The sequence below is a fragment of the Nonomuraea maritima genome, assembly GCF_900100395.1.
GTDB lineage: Bacteria > Actinomycetota > Actinomycetes > Streptosporangiales > Streptosporangiaceae > Nonomuraea > Nonomuraea maritima.
On sequence record NZ_FNFB01000015.1, the window covers coordinates 160,366 to 178,730 of the forward strand.

The window sequence follows — 18,365 nt, forward strand, 5'->3', positions numbered from 1 at the left end:
CTACCTCCAGTCACTATGTCCAGATTTCAATGTAATAGCTCTGAACAGGAGATACTCCGGATCAAGTGGTGCCCCGTGCCGGAGGTGGGCGGGCCGCACCCCTACCGTGAACTGTATGAATGAGAGCACGACCATGCGCGCGGTGGCCTACCGCAGGCCACTGCCCATCAGCGACCCCGCTGCCCTGGAGGACGTCGAACTGCCCGTGCCCGAGCCCGGCCCGCGCGACCTGCTGGTCCGCATCGAGGCGGTCTCGGTCAACCCGGTCGACGTCAAGGTCCGCGCCGGCGTCGACCCCGGCGGGCGGCCCAAGGTGCTCGGGTACGACGCAGCAGGAGTGGTGACCGCCGTCGGCGACGAGGTCACGCTGTTCCGTACCGGCGACGAGGTCTACTACGCCGGCTCCCTCGACCGGCCCGGCACGAACGCCCAGTACCACGTCGTGGACGAGCGGATCACCGGCCACAAGCCGCCGGGTCTCACCTTCGCCCAGGCCGCCGCGCTGCCGCTGACGGCGATCACCGCGTACGAGAGCCTCTTCGAGCGGTTCAAGCTCAACCGGGAGAGCACGGGCACCCTGCTGGTGCTCTCGGGGGCGGGCGGCGTCGGGTCGATGATGATCCAGCTCGCCCGCGCGCTGACCCCCCAGCAGACCGTCATCGCGACCGCTTCGCGGCCCGAGTCGCGTGACTGGGTGCTCGGGCTCGGGGCCCACCAGGTGGCCGACCACCACGACCTGGTGGCGAGCGTCCGGGCGGTCGCGCCCGACGGGGTCGACCGCATCCTGTCCCCGAACACGGCCGGCCGCATCGACGACTACGCCGAGCTGCTGCGTCCCGGCGGCGAGATCGTCGCCATCGACGAGCCGGAGGGGCTGGACGTGCTGCCGCTGAAGTCGAAGAGCATCAGCTTCCACTGGGAGTTCATGTTCACCCGCCCGCTCCACAACGCGCCGGACATGGCAGCCCAGCACGACCTGCTGGAGCACGTCGCGCGGCTGGTGGACGCCGGCGCCGTGCGGACGACGCTGACGACCGAGCTGGGGCCGATCGACGCCGCGACACTGCGTGAGGCACACCGGCGCATCGAGAGCGGCGGCACGATCGGCAAGATCGTCATCTCCGGCTTCTGAGCCGTCGGCGGCGGCCGTCGGGCAGTGCTTGCCAATCTCCCTGTGCACACAAATCCTGTTATCGGATGTTATGTCGTGTTTATGGCGATATAGGCGTTTCGGTGTGGTTGCTGAGGGCATGGGCGAACGGGCCGGTCAGAGGCGGTCTGAGCGGCCCGAGGTAAGGAGCGTGCCATGAAGGACGCGGGCAAAGTAGCGCTGGCCGTCGTCGTCGGTTACTACCTGGGCAGACGTCACAAGCTCCGGACGGCCCTGGCCCTGGCGGCAGGCGGCGCCGTACGCAAGATGCGCAAGGAGCAGGGGGGACTGCTGCAACAGGGCACCAAGCTCCTCGGCTCCTCACCGGAGATCGCCGGCATGACCGACCGGTTGAAGGGCGAGGTGCTGGAGGTCGCGAAGGCGGCGGCCGTGGCGGCGGCGAGCAAGCAGATCGAGTCCATCACCACGCGGCTGCACGAGCGGACCGAGTCGCTGCGGCAACCCCAGTCCGGTGAGCAGGCCGAGGAGCCGGAGCGCGAGGAAGGCCGCGAGGAAGGCCGCGAGGCAGGCCGCGAGGCAGGCCGCGAGGAAGACCGCGACGAAGGTGAGGAGCGCGCGGAGTACGAGGAAGAGGAGGAAGAGCCGCGCAGGGGCCCGGTGCCGAAGCCGCGGATGGCGAAGAGCCAGGGCCGGGGTTCCGCCGAGGAGCCGCGTACGCGCATGACGGGCAGCGGCCGCAGGCGGCCGTCGCACACGACGGGGAGTGAAGGGCGATGACCGAGGCCACGAAACTGCTGGGCAAGGCGGCCCACCAGGCGCAGGACACCGTGAGCCAGGGACAGGAGGCCGTACGCGAGTCACCGGCGGGCAAGGCCGTCCCGGAACTGCCGACGGGTCAGCTCACGTCCGCGCTGCAGGACCTGTCGATGGCGCTGGCGGAACGGGCGCTCGTCTCCGTGACCGGCAAGATCGAGGGCCTGAGCGGCCGGCTCGGCGACTTCGCGGACGGCGGCGGAGCGAAGGGCCTGCTGAGCGCGGTCACCGGCGGCGACAAGTCGATCGGCGGCTCGACCATCATGGGAGCGGCGAAGGGAGCCGCGAAGGGGATCTTCGGCAAGCTGTTCAAGGGCAAGGGCAAGGGCGGCGGACGCAAGAAGCTCAAGCTGACCAACATCGTCGAGACGGTCGACATCGGCGCCCCGCGCCGGATCGTCTACAACCAGTGGACGCAGTTCCAGGACTTCCCCACGTTCATGAAGAAGGTCGAGAACGTCAACCAGGAGTCGGACGACACGCTGTCATGGAAGGCGCAGGTCTTCTGGTCGCACCGTACGTGGAAGTCGAAGATCCTCGAACAGGTTCCCGACGAACGGATCATCTGGCGCTCCGAGGGCCAGAAGGGTCACGTCGACGGCGCGGTGAGCTTCCACGCCCTCACCCCCGACATCACGCGGGTGATGGTCGTCCTCGAGTACCACCCGCAGGGGTTCTTCGAGCACACCGGCAACCTCTGGCGCGCCCAGGGCCGCCGCGCCCGGCTGGAGCTGAAGCACTTCGCGCGGCACGTCATGCGCCAGGTCATGCTCCACCCCGACGACATGGAGGAGAGCGGCTGGCGGGGCGAGATCCGCGACGGCGAGGTGGTCAAGGACCACGAGACCGCGATCGCGGAGGAGCGCGAGGCCCAGGAGGAAGAGCCGGAACGCGAGGAGGGCGCGTACGAGGAGCCCGAGGAGGGCGCCGACCGCGAACGCGCCGAAGCCGAGGAGGGCGAGGAGCAGGAGGGCGAGGAGCCGTACTACGAACAGGCCGCGTACGAGGACTACGAGGAGGAGCCCGAGGAAGAGGCCCCACCCCGCAGGGAGCGCCCCCAGGAGGAGCGCGACGAGTACGACGAGTACGAGGACGAGTACGAGGAGCCCGAGGCCGAGCACGAGGAGCCCAAGGAGGAGCCGGCCCCCCGCGAACGCGAGCGGCGGCCCGGCCACGAGCAGGCCCGCCCCCGCCGCAGAGCCCCTGCCCGCAGGTAGCACTCCGGCGGTCGGGCAGACGCTCGGCGACGCCGCGGCGCGCGCCGCACAGACGCGCGCCGCCCTCAACCCGGCCGCCGCAGCGACCACCAGCATGCGGCCGACCCCGGTGCCGATCCCACCCCGTCCCTGACCTGAGGCCCCTCTTCGCCTGAGGTGGGGCGTCGCGGGGGTGGAAAAGCGGTGGAAACCCGGGCAGGGGGTTGGGATGCTGCGGGGATGCTGATCAGGGAAGCCGTGGCCGAGGACTGGCCTGACATCTGGGCGTTCTTCCGTGACATCGTCGCCGCGGGGGAGACGTTCACCTACCCGACGGATCTCGGGCGTGATCAGGCGCGGGAGTGGTGGATGCTTCCCGCGCCCAGCCGTACGGTCGTCGCGGTGGACGAGTCCGGCGCGGTGCTCGGGACGGCGAAGATGAACCGCAACCACATGGGCAACGGGTCGCACGTCGCCAGCGCCAGCTACATGGTCGCCCCGGCGCACCAGGGCCGGGGTGTCGGCCGGGCGCTCTGCGCGTACACGCTTGACTGGGCGCGGACGGCGGGCTACCGGATGATGCAGTTCAACGCGGTCGTCGAGACGAACGTGGCAGCCGTCGAGCTGTACCGGTCGCTCGGCTTCGAGGTGCTCGGCACCCTGCCGGAGGGCTTCCTGCACCCGGTGAAGGGGTACGTCGGCCTGCACGTCATGTACCGGCCGCTCTGAGCGTTCAGAGACCGCCGGCCACGTCGAGGACGGTTCCCGTCACGTACGACGCCTTCTCCGACAGCAGCCACACGACCGCCTCGGCGATCTCGTCGGGCTGACCGGGACGTCCGAGCGGGATGCGCTCGGCGACCCGCCACGCCCTGCCAGGCTCGCCGGAGCGGGCGTGGATCGTCGTGTCGATGGTGCCGGGCGAGACGGCGTTGACGCGTACGCCAGGGGCCAGCTCCTTGGCCAGCCCCAGCGTCATGGTGTCGACGGCCGCCTTGGTGGCCGCGTAGGCGACGTACTCGCCTGGCGATCCCGTGCGGGCGGCGACCGACGAGACCGTGACGATCGACCTGCCTGACGTGCCGGTCCACCGCCGCGCGGCCTCGCGGCACAGGCGCACCGGCGCCACGAGGTTCACGTCCACGAGGCGCCGCAGGTCGTCGTCGCCGAGCGCGGCGAGCGGGCCGATCCGGCTCGTGACCCCGGCGTTGTTCACCAGCCCCGACACCTCGCCCATCGACTCGGCGAGATCGAACAGGCGCTCAGGGGCGTCGTCGTCGGTGACGTCCAGGCGCACGCCACGGACGAGCGGGCCGAGGCTCCCGCAGAGCTCGCGCGCCTCCTCGTCGGAGCCGGAGTGGGTGAACAGCACCCCCACGCCGTCGGCGTACAGCCGCTCGACGACGCTCCTGCCGATTCCGCGGGAACCCCCGGTGACGATCACGACCACGCTTGCTCTCCTCGCATCGAGCGTGAGTTTCGATCATTCCTACCGCACGGCACGCCGCCGTACGGAAGCAGGGCATGCTTCGGCTCGGCGGGGTAGCTGCCACCGCATGCGCACAATCGTCAAAGGTCTGATCGCGGGAGCGGCCGGGACCAGCGCGCTCAACGTGGCGTCGTACCTCGACATGGTGGTCCGCGGGCGGGCGGCGAGCAGCACGCCGGAGCAGGCGGTCGACAGGCTCGCCCGGCGCGCGGACGTGAACCTGGGAGAGGGCGAACAGGCGGAGAACCGCAAGCAGGCGCTGGGCGCGCTGCTGGGGTACGGCACGGGGGCGGGCGCCGCGCTCGGCTACGCGCTGCTGACCGCGCGCCGCCGTCCGCCGTGGCCGGTCGGGGTGGTCGCGCTCACGGCCCTCGCCATGCTCGGCTCGAACGGGCCGCTGACCGCGCTCGGTGTGACGGACCCGCGCGAGTGGCCGCCGTCGTCATGGGTCTCGGACGTCATTCCGCACCTGGCGTACGGCATCACCGCGTACGCGGCGTACGCGGTGATGGACGGCTGAGCCCGGGGGACGTCAGTGGGCGGCTTCGTACTGCTTGACGACGCTGGCGGCGATGCGGCCGCGCTCGCTCACGGGCAGGCCGTTGTCGCGGGCCCACCGCCGGATCTCGGTGGACTTCTCACGGCTCATGGCGCGGCTGGAGGAGCCGGCGACGCCGCGACGGCCACCGCGGCCGCCGCGCTCGGCACGGACCGCGCGAGCCTTGGTGATGAACGGCGCGAGAGCCTTCTCCAGCTTCTCCCGGTTCTTGCCCGACAGGTCGATCTCGTAGGTCGTGCCATCGAGAGCGAACGTTGTGGTCCCCTCGGCGTCACCGCCGTCGATGTCATCGATAAAGGATTCAACGATGCGCTTGGCCATGGTGGTGCTCCAATTAACGTTATGGTTGCACGTACTGTATCGCCCTTCAGCAGCTCATGCATCGCGCGGGGGTTGCCATAGGGCGAAATGCAAGCCGGGCAAGTGATCCGGCGTCATGAAGTCCTTCGCGCATGTGTGATAATTCCTGCGGCCCACGGTGTGGCATTCTCGTCGCGATCCGCTGTCGCGGCGGCGTGTCGGGCGGCTCGAAAACGAGCTTTGTTCTGCCATCTCACCAGGTCATCGACCGGTAACCGGGGCTGAAAGAGACGTGCCGGCCGAGGGTGGCGAAACTCTCACCGGTCCGCGTCCGTGCTATGGCGCGGCCGGCCGTGGCGGCCGTCGTGACCGGTCGGAACGCGACGGTGACTCCCTGGCATTGCGGCCGCTTCCGGTTTCCTCCTGGTCGCAATGGCGATACGGTCCTGCCAGTTGAAACGAAATTCAAGGGTTCCCGGCGGCAATGACATTGGCCGGCGCACTGTGCGCAACGGGGTCCGTACGCCTACGCGAGTGATGCAGCGGAATGTCCGCCCTGGGGGAATGCCGGTCGGCTTTGGCCTCCGCTGGGCGGCGACGTATGGCAAGGAACCATTCGTGGCCGGGGCGCCGCGATCGTGGCATGAGCGCGGCGCGGCGCGGGCAGGAGTCGTACAATTGTTCGATCCGGCTCCCGCAGGAGCCTTCTTCGGAGGTGTCCGATGACCGCAAGCACCACCCACACCCTTGAGGCGCCCGGCGCGGTCCTGCACTACGACGTGCGGCCGGTCCAGGCAAGCACGGCTCCCACCCTGCTGATGATCGGTTCGCCGATGGACGCGAGCGGGTTCGCCGCCCTGGCCGCCCGTTTCACCGACCGCACGGTGGTGACGTACGACCCGCGCGGCGCGGGGCGCAGTGTGCTGACCGAGGGCGCTCCCCGCTCGACACCCGACCTGCACGCCGACGACGTGGCCCGGGTCATCACCGCGATCGGCGGCGGGCCGGTCGACGTCTTCGCCAGCAGCGGCGGCGCGGTCAACGCCCTGGCGCTCGTGGCTCGCCGTCCCGAACTGGTTCGCGTGCTGGTGGCGCACGAGCCCCCGCTCGCCCAGGCGCTTCCCGACCGCGACAACGTCCTCGCCGCGATAGCCGACATCGGGGAGACGTACCAGGCGAAGGGGTGGGGCGCGGGGATGGCGAAGTTCATCGCGTCGACGAGCGTGCGCGGCGAGTTCCCTGCCGACCCCGCCGACCTGCCCGTGCCGAGCCCCACCGAGTTCGGGCTGCCCACGGAGGACGACGGCTCGCGCGACGACGTCCTGCTCGCCCAGAACCTCATCACCTGCACGCACTACCAGCCCCACTACGAGGCGCTGCGAGCGGCCTCGACGCGCATCTTCATCGGCGTGGGCGTCGAGTCGGAAGGGCAGATCACCTACCGCGCGGGCACGGCGGTCGCCGAGCGGCTCGGCGTCGAGCCGGCCGTCTTCCCGAGCCACCACGGGGGCTTCTTGGAAGGCGATTTCGGCATGAAGGGCGAGCCGGACGCCTTCGCGGCCACGCTGCGCTCGCTCCTCGACTCCTGACCTGGCGGCGCTGCTCGCCGTCGCCGGCGAGCAGCGCCGCGTGCTGTCGGTTCGGTCAGCGTGAAGAGCACGCCCCGGCCACCCGCTGCAGCACGCGCGTGTACTCGTCGAGGTCGACGCCGTCGAAGTGGTCGATGAGACGACGGCGGACGGCGTTCAGGTGCGACGGCCAGGCCGTCTGCAGGCGGGCGTAACCGTCGTCGGTGAGCACCGCGTTCCAGCCCCTGCCGTCGTTGACGCACTTCACCCGCTTGACCAGCCCCTGGGTCTCGAGGCGGGCCACGACGCGGGTCATGCCGCTGACCGACAGGTCGGCGGCCTCCGCCAGCGCGCTCATGCGCAGCCGGCGGTCGGGCGCCTCCGAGAGATGCATGAGCGTCAGATATTCGACCAGCGGCAGCTGGCGATCATGCGTCATGTCGTGGTCGATGGCGCGGGGAAGCGTGGTGATCACCTTCACGAGCGTTCGCATGAACGCCTCTTCCTCGGAGGTGAGCGGTCTCAACGGCTCCTGCGTGGCTGCGCACATGGCCTCATCCTAGTTGCTTGACAAAGCAAGCGTAAAGGGTTTTTATTGCTTGCCGAGACAAGTACCCCGGGTTCGGGGTTGAACGATATGCGTGGAAGGATCACCGTTGACCAGGATCGGAATCATCCTCGGCAGCACCCGTCCCGGACGTAACGGCGAGGCCGTGGCGCACTGGGTCCACGACCTGGCGGTCAAGCGGGGCGACGCGGAGTACGAGCTCATTGACCTGCTCGACTACCACCTGCCGCACCTGGACGAGATCGTTCCTCCCATCATGGGGCAGTACTCGCAGCCGCACACCTTCAAGTGGGCCGAGAAGATCGCCTCGTTCGACGGGTTCGTCATGGTGACCCCCGAGTACAACCACTCGACCTCGGGCGCGCTGAAGAACGCGATCGACTTCCTCTACGCCGAGTGGAACAACAAGGCCGTCGGGTTCGTCAGCTACGGCTCGGTCGGCGGCGCGCGGGCCGTCGAGCACCTGCGCCTCGTCGCCGGTCAGCTCAAGCTCGCCGACGTCTCCCCGCAGGTCATGTTCACCATGCGCGACGACTTCGAGAACTACAGCGTCTTCACGCCGGGCGAGCAGCAGCCCGCCGCGCTGAACGCCATGCTCGACGAGCTCGTCTCGTGGAGCAAGGCCCTCGCCACGGTGCGGTCCGCCTCCTGATCCCGCGTCCGCTGCCGCCGGGGGGAGGTGCGGCGGACGCGTGGCTCGAACGCCGTGGAAGACCGCTCGGGGGGAGCGCCTTCCACGGCGGCGAGCGCCAAGGCGACGAGACACCGGGACGAGACCTGATCTTGATCGGCGAGCCTCATGCCGGCCGGATGATCTCTTCTTTCCTGTTCTGGCGCTGCTTCTCGCCGGTTGTTCCGCCCTGGTCCCCTTCCTCAGGGCCTCCATGTCGAGCGAGTCCATGGGGCCGACGATCAGGTCGGGGACGGAGATCGTGGTCAGGAAGACGGGCGACTACCGACCGGGACGAGGAGACGTCGTCCTGTTCAAGGCGCCCACGTACTGGCGTCCCAGTCCCCCGGAGGCGGTGTACGTCTCGCGGGTCATCGGGGTGCCGGGGGCCGTGGTCGAGTGCTGCGACGCGACCGGGCGGTTGCTTGTGGACGACGCCGCGCTGGAGGAGTCCTACCTTGCCGCGTCGCCGGCCGCGCGCGAGAAGTTCCGCGTGCGGGTACCGCCGGGCCGGCTCTGGCTCATGAGCGACAACCGCGACGTCGCGCTCGACTCCCGCGCCCACCAGGGCGACGGCGGTGACGGGACGATCGACGTCTCCGACGTCATCGGCGTCGTGGATCTGCCTTGACGCGCTCACCGGCCTGAAGGCCGGAGCGCTGCGGACGATCCCGGTATGCCCTCCGTGATCAGGTGGGGTCGAGGTTCGCGAGGGAGTGGCGGGCCTCGGCGGCGACCACGCGGCGGTACCCGTCCTCGCCCAGCTTCAGGACGTGCTTCAAGCCCAGGGCGTACGCGTGGTCGAACGCCTCGCCGGCCGGCAGCTCGATGTCGGGGGTCACTCCCACGCCCTCCCAGTTGGTGCCCGTCACCGGGTTGACCGCGCTCCCTGACGGGACGGCCGCCTTCAGATGCGGGCCGACCCGGTGGCGCATGCCCGGGTTCGCGCCGCCCCTGGTCCGCTCGCCCACCACCGTGGCCCGCCCGCGGGTCTGCAGGTCGTACGCCAGCTCCTCCGCTCCCGAGAACGTCTCGGAGCTGGTCAACACGTAAACCGGCTTGTCGGGGCCGAACCGCGGGCCAGGCGCGTACGGCAGCGTCCAGTACTGGTGGGTCTCGCCGGACGGGCGATCGTAGATCGAGTTGAGGTGCGTCGTGGGCCACTCGCCGAACAGGTACGTGCAGAACAGGCTCACCATGCCGGGCGCCCCGCCCGTGTTGCGGCGTACGTCGAAGATCAGCACGTCGGTGTCGGCGAGCAGCGTCATGGCGGCCACCGCGCGGTCACCCGCGAACGCGGGGAAGGCGAACATGGTCGTGTCGAGATAGCCGACGTTGCCGGGCAGGCGCTCGACGCGGGCGATCCCGTGGCCGGACAGCGCCACCTCCTTGGCGTACAAATCAGGGTCGAAGGCGTCGCCCTCAGGAATCTCGTCCACGCTGTAGATGAGCCGCAGGTGCTTGTCGCCGTTGACCGACTGGAGGTCCCCGGTGACCGCGAGGGCGAAGTCCTCGTCGGTCTCGATCTTCGTGTACGCGCCGGAGGACAGCCGCTCGTGCAGGATCTCGGCGACCTGCTCCGCGACCTCGGGGAACACGTAATGCTCCGCTAACTGGGAACAGAGCACGGTGATCTGAGGGGTCCAGTCCATAGCTCGGCACAATAGACGCTTTTTGCTCCGCGGGGCTGGTGCGGTGGGCTCTCCGGGCGTACCGTGACTCGTGACCAGATTTCAAGTCCAGTCATGAGAAGGTGAAACGGTGAAGCGGGCGGACCGGATTCTCGACGCTGCGGAAGAGCTGCTCCTTCGGCACGGCTACCGCAAGGTCACGGTCGAGGACATCGCGGCCCGGGCCGGCGTCGGCAAGGGCACCATCTACCTCCACTGGCGCACCAAGGACGAGGTGTTCGAGGCACTGCTGCTCAGGGCATCCATCGAGCTGGTGGAAGAGTTCATCGAGGCGGTGCGCCGCGACCCTGCGTTCGTGCGGCCGCACCGGTTCGCGCGCGAGTCGCTGCTGGCCGTGAGCGGCAAGCCGCTTCTGCGGGCGCTGCTCACCACCGACCTCGACCTGCTCGGCAAGCTCGCCCACCACCGGCTGCGCAGCCACGACCTGCTCGCCGCCGGGCGCGTCCACGAGATGTCCGACCGGTACGGGTTGCTCCGCACGGACATCCCGCACCGGGCCTACGCGCTGGGCGCTGCCCAGATGGGCTTCTACCTCTTCGACGGCTCGGATACCGGCGAGGCGCCGCTCGACATCGAGGCGCGGGGCGACGCCCTCGCCTTCACCGTGCGGCAGGCATTCGAACCGGCGGAGGAGCCGACCGACGAGATGCTCGCGGCGGCGGCCGAGGAGTTCATCACGATTTTTCAGGACCTGATCGTTCCCTACCGCAAGTGGATCTACGACTAAGGAGGGACGATGGTAGACATCGTCCAGCGGTACAACGTCCCGAGCCGGCATGCCTGGCTGCACGGCCCACGCACGGGCGCCCCGGTCGAGTACGACACCCGCGCCGGCATGTGGCACGTCTACGGCTACCACGAGGCGCAGCAGGTGGTGGGCGACCCCGCCACGTACTCCTCCGACACCATGCGCGTCATCCCCAAGCACCTGCTGCCCAGCCCCGACGAGCTGTCCCTGGAGGGCTTCCTCACCCAGATCGACCCGCCCGAGCACGGCAAGCTGCGCAAGCTCGTCAGCAGCGCCTTCACCCGCAAGGTCGTCGCGGACCTCGAGCCGCGCATCGCCGAGGTCGCCCATGAGCTTCTCGACGCGGCCGCGGACCGCGGTCGTTTCGAGCTGGTGACCGACCTGGCCTACCCGCTGCCGGTCATCGTCATCGCCGAACTGCTCGGCGTCCCCGCCGGGGACCGGGCCCTGTTCAAGAAGTGGGCCGACGCGCTCTTCCAGCGCGACGCCGAGTTCGCGATCAAGGAAACGGGCCGGCCCGACGCCGAGCTGCAGGCCGCGATCGAGCCATGGAAGGAGATGCGCGACTACCTCCAGGCCCACGTCACCGAACGCCGCGAGGCGCCGCGCGCCGACCTGATCACCAGGCTGGTGCAGGCCGAGGTGGACGGCCGGCGCCTGCCCGACGCCCAGGTGGTCAACTTCGCGATGCTCCTGCTGCTCGCCGGCCACATCACCACGACGATGCTGCTCGGCAACACGGTGCTCTGCCTCGATGCCTTCCCCGACCAGCAGGAGCGGGTACGCGCCGACCGGTCGCTGATCCCGGCCGTGATCGAGGAGTCGCTGCGCTACCTCACGCCGTTCGCGGCCCTCGCCCGCTCGACCGTGCGGGAGGTCGAGCTCGGCGGCGTCACGATCCCGGCCGACCAGTTGGTGATGGTCTGGCTCGCGTGGGCGAACCGCGACCCCCTGCAGTTCGCGGACCCGCACGTGTTCGACCTCGGCCGCGACCCCAACCCGCATCTCGCCTTCGGCCGCGGCATCCACTTCTGCCTGGGCGCCCCGCTGGCCAGGCTGGAGGGCCGGGTCGCGCTCGACATCCTGCTCGACCGGCGCAAGGAGCTGCGTTCCGACCCGGACGACCCCGTCGAGTTCATCCCCACCCCGAGCATGACGGGGGTGCGTCGCCTGCCGCTGCTGTGAGCCGCTTCATGACGTCCGCCAGGTGCGGCGGCTGCACCGGGTCGCTCAGCGCGGCGAGCTCGGCCCGCGTGAACCAGCCGAAGCCCTGGTAGGTGTCGGACTCCTCGGCGGTCAGCGCGCTCGGCGTGACCTCGGGCCTGCCGTCGAAGCGGGCCAGGTAGAACGGTTCGACCTTGACGTAGTGGACGCCGAGCCAGGTGAAGTCGCGCTCGACCGGCGTCCAGTGGTCGAGCACCGCGTCGCCGGGGAGACCGGTCTCCTCGGCCAGCTCGCGGCGCGCGGCGTCGAGCGGCGTCTCGCCAGGATCGATCCCCCCGCCGGGCGGCTCCCAGAACACGAGCCCGCTGACGGTGTCCTTCCAGCGCATCAGCAGGACGCGTCCGTCGCCGTCGAGACACAGAACCCGGGCCGCCGCCCGATCGTTTGCCACGCGCCCTCACCCCTTCCGCGCCCTGCGGGCAATCGTCACATGCGAACGCCGCCCGGTGGTCGTTCCGGGCGGCGTCGGGGACCGCGGTCAGTCGGTGCCGGACTCCATGGCGGCCTGGTCGAGCAGCACCTCGTCCTCGGGGGCCGCGCCGCGGGAGGCGATGGCCTCCGCGCCGCCCTCGGGCATCGAGCCGATCAGCTCGGACGCGGCCGTCTGGGGCGCTCCGAGCAGGGACGGGTGCGGGCTGCCGACCATGCCGAGCGCGGCGTACTGCTCCAGCTTGGCGCGGGAGTCGGCGATGTCGAGGTTGCGCATCGTCAGCTGGCCGATGCGGTCGACCGGCCCGAACGCGGAGTCTTCCGTACGCTCCATGGACAGCTTGTCGGGGTGGTAGCTGAACGCCGGGCCCGACGTGTCGAGGATCGAGTAGTCGTCGCCGCGGCGCAGCCGCAGGGTGACCTCGCCGGTCACGGCCGTGCCGACCCAGCGCTGCAGCGACTCGCGCAGCATGAACGCCTGCGGGTCGAGCCAGCGGCCCTCGTACAGCAGCCGGCCCAGGCGGCGGCCCTCGACGTGGTAGGCGGCCAGGGTGTCCTCGTTGTGGATGGCGTTGACCAGCCGCTCGTAGGCGGCGTGCAGCAGCGCCATGCCGGGCGCCTCGTAGATGCCGCGGCTCTTGGCCTCGATGACGCGGTTCTCGATCTGGTCGGACATGCCGAGGCCGTGGCGGCCACCGACGGCGTTGGCCTCCAGCACCAGGTCGACCGCGGAGGCGAACTCCTTGCCGTTGATGGTCACCGGCCGGCCCTGCTCGAAGCCGATCGTGACGTCCTCGGCCGGGATCTCGACGGACGGGTCCCAGAACCGCACGCCCATGATCGGCTCGACGGTCTCGATGCCGGCGTCGAGGTGCTCCAGCGACTTGGCCTCGTGGGTGGCGCCCCAGATGTTGGCGTCGGTCGAGTAGGCCTTCTCCGTGCTGTCGCGGTAGGGCAGGTCGTGGGCGGCCAGCCACTCCGACATCTCCTTGCGCCCGCCCAGCTCGGTGACGAAGTCGGCGTCGAGCCACGGCTTGTAGATGCGCAGGGACGGGTTGGCGAGCAGGCCGTAACGGTAGAACCGCTCGATGTCGTTGCCCTTGAAGGTGGAGCCGTCGCCCCAGATCTGGACGTCGTCCTCGAGCATGGCGCGCACCAGCAGGGTGCCGGTGACGGCGCGGCCGAGCGGGGTCGTGTTGAAGTAGGCACGGCCGCCCGAGCGGATGTGGAACGCCCCGCAGGCCAGAGCGGCGAGGCCCTCCTCCACGAGCGCGGCCCGGCAGTCGACCAGGCGGGCCACCTCGGCGCCGTAGGCCGTCGCGCGGCCCGGCACGGAGTCGATGTCGGGTTCGTCGTACTGGCCGATGTTGGCGGTATAGGTGCAGGGCACTGCACCCTTCTCGCGCATCCACGCGACCGCTACCGACGTGTCGAGGCCGCCGGAGAAGGCGATGCCGACACGTTCACCGACAGGAAGGGAATTCAGCACCTTGGACACGAGTAGAAGTATATACACACGACTGCATGATCATGCAACGCTGTGCGGTAGATCATTGGTCCTGTCAGTAGATGTCCGGCATACCCGCCTGTCGTGACAGTCGTTCCCGCCCCGTCGCCGCGTGCCGGGATCGCCGCCGGTGCTGTCGGTGCCGTCGGTCCGGGGTGCCTGGCGGACTGGTGCATCGCCCGATCACCCGGCCGTCGACCTGCGGCGAAGCAACGCGGGGCGGCGGGATGCCTGGTTGTTCGTTTGCATGTCGGTCGAGCGGTGCACGAGCTGGTATGCCTACGTTTAGTATCTATGAAGACACAAGCTGTTATCGCTCCGTCGATAACCCGCGAACCCGGCGCCAAGCGGCGGGTCATATCGGGCGTGACTCTGCTGGGCATGATGTCGGTCGCGTTCGTGACCGCCCAGCCGGTCGCGGCGCAGCCTGTTGCGCAGCAGGTCGAGGAGCAGTTCACCGGAGCGGCGGCGAAACCGCAGTTCCTCGCGGTGGGCTCCGCCTGCCTGACAGGAGCGCCGGCCGTCGCTGCCCTGAGGGTCGGCACGCCGTCGCCGCACCCGCTCAGCGGCTGTCCGCGCGACGCCGAGCCCGTGGCGTCGGCCGCCGCGTCGGACGGCTACCTCCAGCTCACCGGCGCCGGCGACGAGCAGGCGGGAGCCGTCCTGTACAACCAGGCGATCCCGGCGCAGCAGGGCCTGGACCTCACGTTCGAGCAGTGGCAGCAGGGCGCCGACGCGCAGGACTCCACCGACGGCATCTCGTTCTTCCTCCTCGACGGCGACACCACGCTCGCCACCCCGGGGTCGGTCGACGTGACCCAGCGGCAACCGGTCGATGTGACTCAGCGGCAACCGGTCGATGTGACTCAGCGGCAACCGGTCGATGTGACTCAGCGGCAACCGGTCGATGTGACCCAGCGGCAACCGGTCGAGGAGCAGGCCAAGAGCGCGGAACCCGACGAGGTCGGCGGCGGGATCGACCTGCTCACCGACATCGACTGGCAGCGGGCCTGGAGCTGCGCCGACAAGACCGACATCACGATCTACCGCGTCCGGGTCCCCGGGCCCGGCACGGTGACGGCCAGGGTGCTCGGCGACGGAGAGGCCGCCGACTGCCTCATGAGCGCCACCATGCGGAACGCCGCCGAGCCGCAGCCGGTCGTGAGGGCCGAGGCCACCGCGGCAACCACCGCGGAGACCACCGCGGAGACCACCGCGGAGACCACGCCGAAGTCGACCCACTACGTGTCCGTGCAGCGGGCGCAGGAGCTGCTCGAAGCGTCGCGCCGCAGGGTGAACGTCCGGATCAGCCCGGCGCCCTCACCGCTGATGACGGTGTCGATCGACTTCAACGACGGCCGCGGCATGCAGCAGGTGATGTCCATGCCCGCGCCCGCGGCGCTGCCGCCGACGTACAAGTTCGGGCTCGCGGCCGCAGACGGCCCGTTCCTGGTCCGCAACGTCGTCGCCCGCCCGCTCCAGTCGCGGGCCGCCATGACGCTGGTCAAGCGCGCCGCCGTCGACGCGCCGCCGCCCGACCCCGCGCCGGTGGGCGCCACGGTGGTCTACGAGTACGTGGTGACCAACACCGGCAACACGCAGATCACCGACCTGGCCGTGCACGACGAGATGGTCGGAAACATCGAGTGCCCGCGGACCACGCTGGGCGTCGGTGAGACGGTCACGTGCCGGGGCTCCTACACCGTCACGAAGCTGGACGCCACGTACGGGTCGATCACCGACACCGCCACCGCGACCGGCTCGGCGGGCGACCAGGAGGTCACCTCACCGGACTCGCAGGTCACGATCCGCGTCGCGGACGCCGACGCGACGACGCTCAAGCTCGCGAGGAGCGTCGTCCACCCGCGCATGTACCGGCCGGGGGAGACGGTCGTCTACCGCTACGTGGTCAGGAACGACTCCGGCGCGACGGTGAACAACGTCCGGATCGTGGACAGCCACGCGACGAACGTCACCTGCCGTCCCACGAGACTGACCCCGGGAGCCGCCACCACCTGCACGGGCACGTACGTCCTGCCGCGGAGCGGGGCGCGGTGTGAGGGCGGCCTGTGCCGCTACTTCATCCCCAACATCGCCGTGGCCAGGGCGGGCGCGCTGACCTCAGCCCCGGCCAGCGGCGCGGTGTGGGTCGAGCGTGGGCTGCGGCGGCTGCTGTGCGAGCCGTGGCCGCTGCGTGACTTCCTCGAATGCCCGGCTCTCGCTGGCGTGCCCGGGGTGCTGGGCCTCGACCTCGACCTGGGCTTCATGAATCTGCGTCTCTAGCGTGTCGCCGTCCACTCCCACCCGCCGCGGTCGCGCAGGCGGGTGGGAGTCCGTATGTCGGGGCCCTCAGGTGGTCTCGGGCTTGCGACCGACGCCCGCCAGCACGCCACCGATGGCCAGCCCCGGCACCGGGTACGGATCGTCGTTGCGCCAGTCCTGAGCCGGTACGATCCCCGGCTCCAGCAGTTCCAGCCCCTCGAAGTAGCCGCGCACGGTCTCGCGGTCGCGCCAGGCGACCGACCCCGACGCGGAGCGGCTGTAGACGCCCCTGGCCTCGTCCATCTTGTCCGGCTCACCGGCCTCGGGCTCGACGTAGCTGTGCGTGATCACCAGGTGTCCGCCGGGGACGAGGGCGTTGCGCAGGGTCGCGACGATCGAGCTGACCTCGTCGTCGTCGGGGAAGAAGTGGAAGACGGCGGCCACGACGATCGCGACCGGCTGGTCGAAGTCGAGGTGCGGGGCCGCGGCCTTGAGGATGGCGGCCGGGTTGTGCAGGTCGCCCTCGATCACGACGGTGTCGCTGTTGTCGGCGAGCAGCGCCTGGGCGTGCACCAGCACGATGGGGTCGTTGTCGACGTACACGACCTTGGAGCCGGGCGCGACGCGCTGCACCACCTGGTGCACGTTGTCCTGCGTGGGCAGGCCGGTGCCGATGTCGAGGAACTGCCGGACGCCCGACTCGGCGAGCTGCCGGACGGCCCGGATGAGGAAACCGCGGTTGGCCAGTGCCATCTCGCGTACGTCTGATCCGCTCTCGCGGGCCAGCTTGATGATCGCCTCTGCGGCTTCGCGGTCGGCGGGGAAGTTGTCCTTCCCGCCGAGGTAGTAGTCGTACATCCGCGCGACGCTGGGGATCGTCGGGTCGATCCCGTGGGGAGCCAGCTCGTCCGTCATGTCCCTACCTTCCTCGCTTTACTGATCATACGAGGAAAAGTCAGCGTTCGTGATCTTTGTTGCGGGTCTTTAGCTACCGGTTCGCATCGCGCTGGGCTGCGGCTCAGCGGGACGGGTCGTCGTCGTGCAGGACGGCGGAGGTGAGGCAGTCGAGGCGGTGGCGGAAGTCCTCCGAGAGCCCCGTCAGCGCGATGGTGGCGCCCGGGGTTCGGCCGACGTGGAGCCGCGCCGTGACGACGGCGGCGATCCCGCTGGAGTCCCAGCCCGTGACGCCGCCCAGGTCGAGGACGATCCCGTGCCCCGGGGTCAGCGCCGCACGCACGGCCGCGGCGAGGTCCGTGGCCGCTGCCAGGTCGAGGGGGCCGGTCAGGCTCAGCGTGGTCGAGCCGTCCGCGTCGTCCCTGGTGAGCCGGGACGACGGCGGGCCGGGCAGCGGGAGCGCGAAACCGACGGTGACGAACGTGCCCTCGGGGCCGTGGACGATCGAGTACAGGTCGCTGAGCGAGCGGGCGATCCACAAGCCGTGACCCGGTTCGACCGGCCAGGCGCCGTCCGGCGGGCCGGCGGCGCTGTCGGCGGTGCGGACGTGCAGCATCCCCTCGTCGGCCGTCATGATCACCCGCCCGCTGCCGGAACCGTGCAGGATCACGTTCGTGGCCAGCTCGTGGACGACGAGCACCAGGTCGGCCGTGCGCCCCTCCGGCATCCCGGCCCCGACGGCCCGCGCCTCCAGCGCCGCCCGCATGGCCTGGAGCGAGCCTCCGTCGAAAGCCTGGTCGACCAGGCGCGGGCCATCACTCATCGCCGGCCACCGGTGCCGGGCAGGGGTTCGATGAAGGACGAAGGAGGGCGACGGGCGGCATACATGATCACGCGCACGCAATACAGTTCGATGAAGGACAGCCCGGCCATCGTAACCACGAACCCCACCCCCGGGCTGGACGACTTCACCCGGGGCCCGCGCCGGCACGGCGGGGATGCTCCTATGGATGTCAAGCGACGTGTTCTTGATCGTTTGATGTGATGATTCGGTAGAGTTCGCGGGCTATGTAGCGCTTCAGGCAGCGGATGATCTCTTTCTTGGACAGGCCGTCTTGGGTGCGTCGTTCCATGTAGGCGCGGGTGCGTGGATCCCAGCGCAGACGGCATAGGACCACGCGGTAGAGCGCGGCGTTGGCTTGGCGGTCGCCGCCGCGGTTGAGGCGGTGCCGGGTGGTCTTGCCGGAGGAGGCGGGGATCGGGGAGACGCCGCACAGCATGGCGAAAGCGGCTTCGCTGTGCAGCCGGTCGTGGTTTTCGCCGACGGTGACCAGCA

20 protein-coding genes are annotated in these 18,365 nt (G+C 70.0%); 11 read left to right on the forward strand and 9 right to left on the reverse strand.

What is annotated here, in order from left to right; translation table 11 throughout:
- Positions 1-115: 115 nt before the first annotated feature.
- The 4 genes from BLR04_RS23455 (at position 116) to BLR04_RS23470 (ending at position 3,849) form a co-directional block, all read left to right on the forward strand.
- Positions 116-1,132 carry a zinc-binding alcohol dehydrogenase family protein gene (locus tag BLR04_RS23455; protein WP_090769044.1) on the forward strand — a complete coding sequence of 339 codons (1,017 nt, stop codon included), beginning with the start codon at positions 116-118 and terminating at the stop codon, positions 1,130-1,132.
- A 174-nt stretch (positions 1,133-1,306) separates the two neighbouring features.
- On the forward strand, positions 1,307-1,888 hold the full coding sequence (locus BLR04_RS40825) for a hypothetical protein (RefSeq protein ID WP_090769046.1): 582 nt from the start codon (positions 1,307-1,309) through the stop codon (positions 1,886-1,888).
- Positions 1,885-3,141 carry an SRPBCC family protein gene (locus BLR04_RS23465; protein WP_090769048.1) on the forward strand — a complete coding sequence of 419 codons (1,257 nt, stop codon included), beginning with the start codon at positions 1,885-1,887 and terminating at the stop codon, positions 3,139-3,141. The genes BLR04_RS40825 and BLR04_RS23465 overlap by 4 nt, the downstream gene beginning before the upstream one ends.
- A 219-nt stretch (positions 3,142-3,360) precedes the next feature.
- Positions 3,361-3,849: a GNAT family N-acetyltransferase gene (locus tag BLR04_RS23470; protein ID WP_090769050.1), complete on the forward strand. Its 489-nt coding sequence runs from the start codon at positions 3,361-3,363 to the stop codon at positions 3,847-3,849.
- A gap of 4 nt (positions 3,850-3,853) precedes the next feature.
- On the opposite strand, the gene BLR04_RS23475 is transcribed toward BLR04_RS23470, so the two are convergent.
- A complete protein-coding gene (locus tag BLR04_RS23475; RefSeq protein ID WP_090769052.1) occupies positions 3,854-4,570 on the reverse strand; it encodes an SDR family NAD(P)-dependent oxidoreductase in 717 nt (238 codons plus the stop codon).
- 106 nt (positions 4,571-4,676) lie between these two features.
- On the opposite strand from BLR04_RS23475, the gene BLR04_RS23480 reads away from it, so the two are divergent.
- A complete protein-coding gene (locus tag BLR04_RS23480; protein WP_090769054.1) occupies positions 4,677-5,129 on the forward strand; it encodes a hypothetical protein in 453 nt (150 codons plus the stop codon).
- Between the two features lie 12 nt (positions 5,130-5,141).
- Here BLR04_RS23480 and BLR04_RS23485 read toward each other — a convergent pair whose 3' ends face one another.
- Positions 5,142-5,489: a histone-like nucleoid-structuring protein Lsr2 gene (locus tag BLR04_RS23485; RefSeq protein ID WP_090769056.1), complete on the reverse strand. Its 348-nt coding sequence runs from the start codon at positions 5,487-5,489 to the stop codon at positions 5,142-5,144.
- A 701-nt stretch (positions 5,490-6,190) separates the two neighbouring features.
- Between BLR04_RS23485 and BLR04_RS23490 the strand changes: the two genes are divergently transcribed.
- The gene (locus BLR04_RS23490) at positions 6,191-7,057 is read left to right on the forward strand and encodes an alpha/beta fold hydrolase (protein WP_090769058.1); all 867 of its coding nucleotides are present in this window, start codon (positions 6,191-6,193) and stop codon (positions 7,055-7,057) included.
- A 55-nt stretch (positions 7,058-7,112) separates the two neighbouring features.
- Here the strand turns inward: BLR04_RS23490 and BLR04_RS23495 are convergent, their stop codons facing one another.
- Positions 7,113-7,586 (reverse strand): MarR family winged helix-turn-helix transcriptional regulator, encoded by a 474-nt coding sequence (locus BLR04_RS23495; protein ID WP_090769060.1) that lies wholly within the window; start codon positions 7,584-7,586, stop codon positions 7,113-7,115.
- Positions 7,587-7,692: 106 nt separating this feature from the next.
- Between BLR04_RS23495 and BLR04_RS23500 the strand changes: the two genes are divergently transcribed.
- The gene (locus BLR04_RS23500) at positions 7,693-8,256 is read left to right on the forward strand and encodes an NADPH-dependent FMN reductase (RefSeq protein WP_090769063.1); all 564 of its coding nucleotides are present in this window, start codon (positions 7,693-7,695) and stop codon (positions 8,254-8,256) included.
- A gap of 40 nt (positions 8,257-8,296) precedes the next feature.
- Positions 8,297-8,905: a signal peptidase I gene (lepB, locus tag BLR04_RS23505; RefSeq protein WP_090769065.1), complete on the forward strand. Its 609-nt coding sequence runs from the start codon at positions 8,297-8,299 to the stop codon at positions 8,903-8,905.
- 58 nt (positions 8,906-8,963) lie between these two features.
- Here the strand turns inward: lepB and BLR04_RS23510 are convergent, their stop codons facing one another.
- The gene (locus tag BLR04_RS23510; protein WP_090769067.1) at positions 8,964-9,926 is read right to left on the reverse strand and encodes a S41 family peptidase; all 963 of its coding nucleotides are present in this window, start codon (positions 9,924-9,926) and stop codon (positions 8,964-8,966) included.
- 109 nt (positions 9,927-10,035) lie between these two features.
- On the opposite strand from BLR04_RS23510, the gene BLR04_RS23515 reads away from it, so the two are divergent.
- Complete coding sequence (locus BLR04_RS23515) at positions 10,036-10,692, forward strand: TetR/AcrR family transcriptional regulator (protein ID WP_090769069.1); 657 nt, start codon at positions 10,036-10,038, stop codon at positions 10,690-10,692.
- Positions 10,693-10,701: 9 nt separating this feature from the next.
- Positions 10,702-11,898, forward strand: a complete 1,197-nt coding sequence (locus BLR04_RS23520; RefSeq protein ID WP_090769071.1) for a cytochrome P450 — start codon at positions 10,702-10,704, stop codon at positions 11,896-11,898.
- Here BLR04_RS23520 and BLR04_RS23525 read toward each other — a convergent pair.
- Entirely contained in the window at positions 11,849-12,328 is a 480-nt protein-coding gene (locus BLR04_RS23525; RefSeq protein ID WP_090769073.1) for an NUDIX hydrolase, read from the reverse strand. The two genes, BLR04_RS23520 and BLR04_RS23525, sit on opposite strands and share 50 nt — an antisense overlap.
- A gap of 87 nt (positions 12,329-12,415) precedes the next feature.
- Positions 12,416-13,864: an argininosuccinate synthase gene (gene argG, locus BLR04_RS23530; RefSeq protein WP_090769075.1), complete on the reverse strand. Its 1,449-nt coding sequence runs from the start codon at positions 13,862-13,864 to the stop codon at positions 12,416-12,418.
- A 375-nt stretch (positions 13,865-14,239) separates the two neighbouring features.
- On the opposite strand from argG, the gene BLR04_RS23535 reads away from it, so the two are divergent.
- Complete coding sequence (locus BLR04_RS23535; RefSeq protein WP_176903250.1) at positions 14,240-16,156, forward strand: DUF7507 domain-containing protein; 1,917 nt, start codon at positions 14,240-14,242, stop codon at positions 16,154-16,156.
- A 66-nt stretch (positions 16,157-16,222) separates the two neighbouring features.
- On the opposite strand, the gene BLR04_RS23540 is transcribed toward BLR04_RS23535, so the two are convergent.
- The 3 genes from BLR04_RS23540 to BLR04_RS23550 form a co-directional block, all read right to left on the reverse strand.
- Positions 16,223-17,050, reverse strand: a complete 828-nt coding sequence (locus tag BLR04_RS23540; protein WP_090769079.1) for an SAM-dependent methyltransferase — start codon at positions 17,048-17,050, stop codon at positions 16,223-16,225.
- A 103-nt stretch (positions 17,051-17,153) separates the two neighbouring features.
- Positions 17,154-17,852: an ATP-binding protein gene (locus BLR04_RS23545; protein ID WP_090769081.1), complete on the reverse strand. Its 699-nt coding sequence runs from the start codon at positions 17,850-17,852 to the stop codon at positions 17,154-17,156.
- Positions 17,853-18,042: 190 nt separating this feature from the next.
- Positions 18,043-18,365, reverse strand: a 323-nt coding sequence (locus tag BLR04_RS23550; protein WP_143022135.1) for a transposase, incomplete at its 5' end; no start/stop codon positions are given.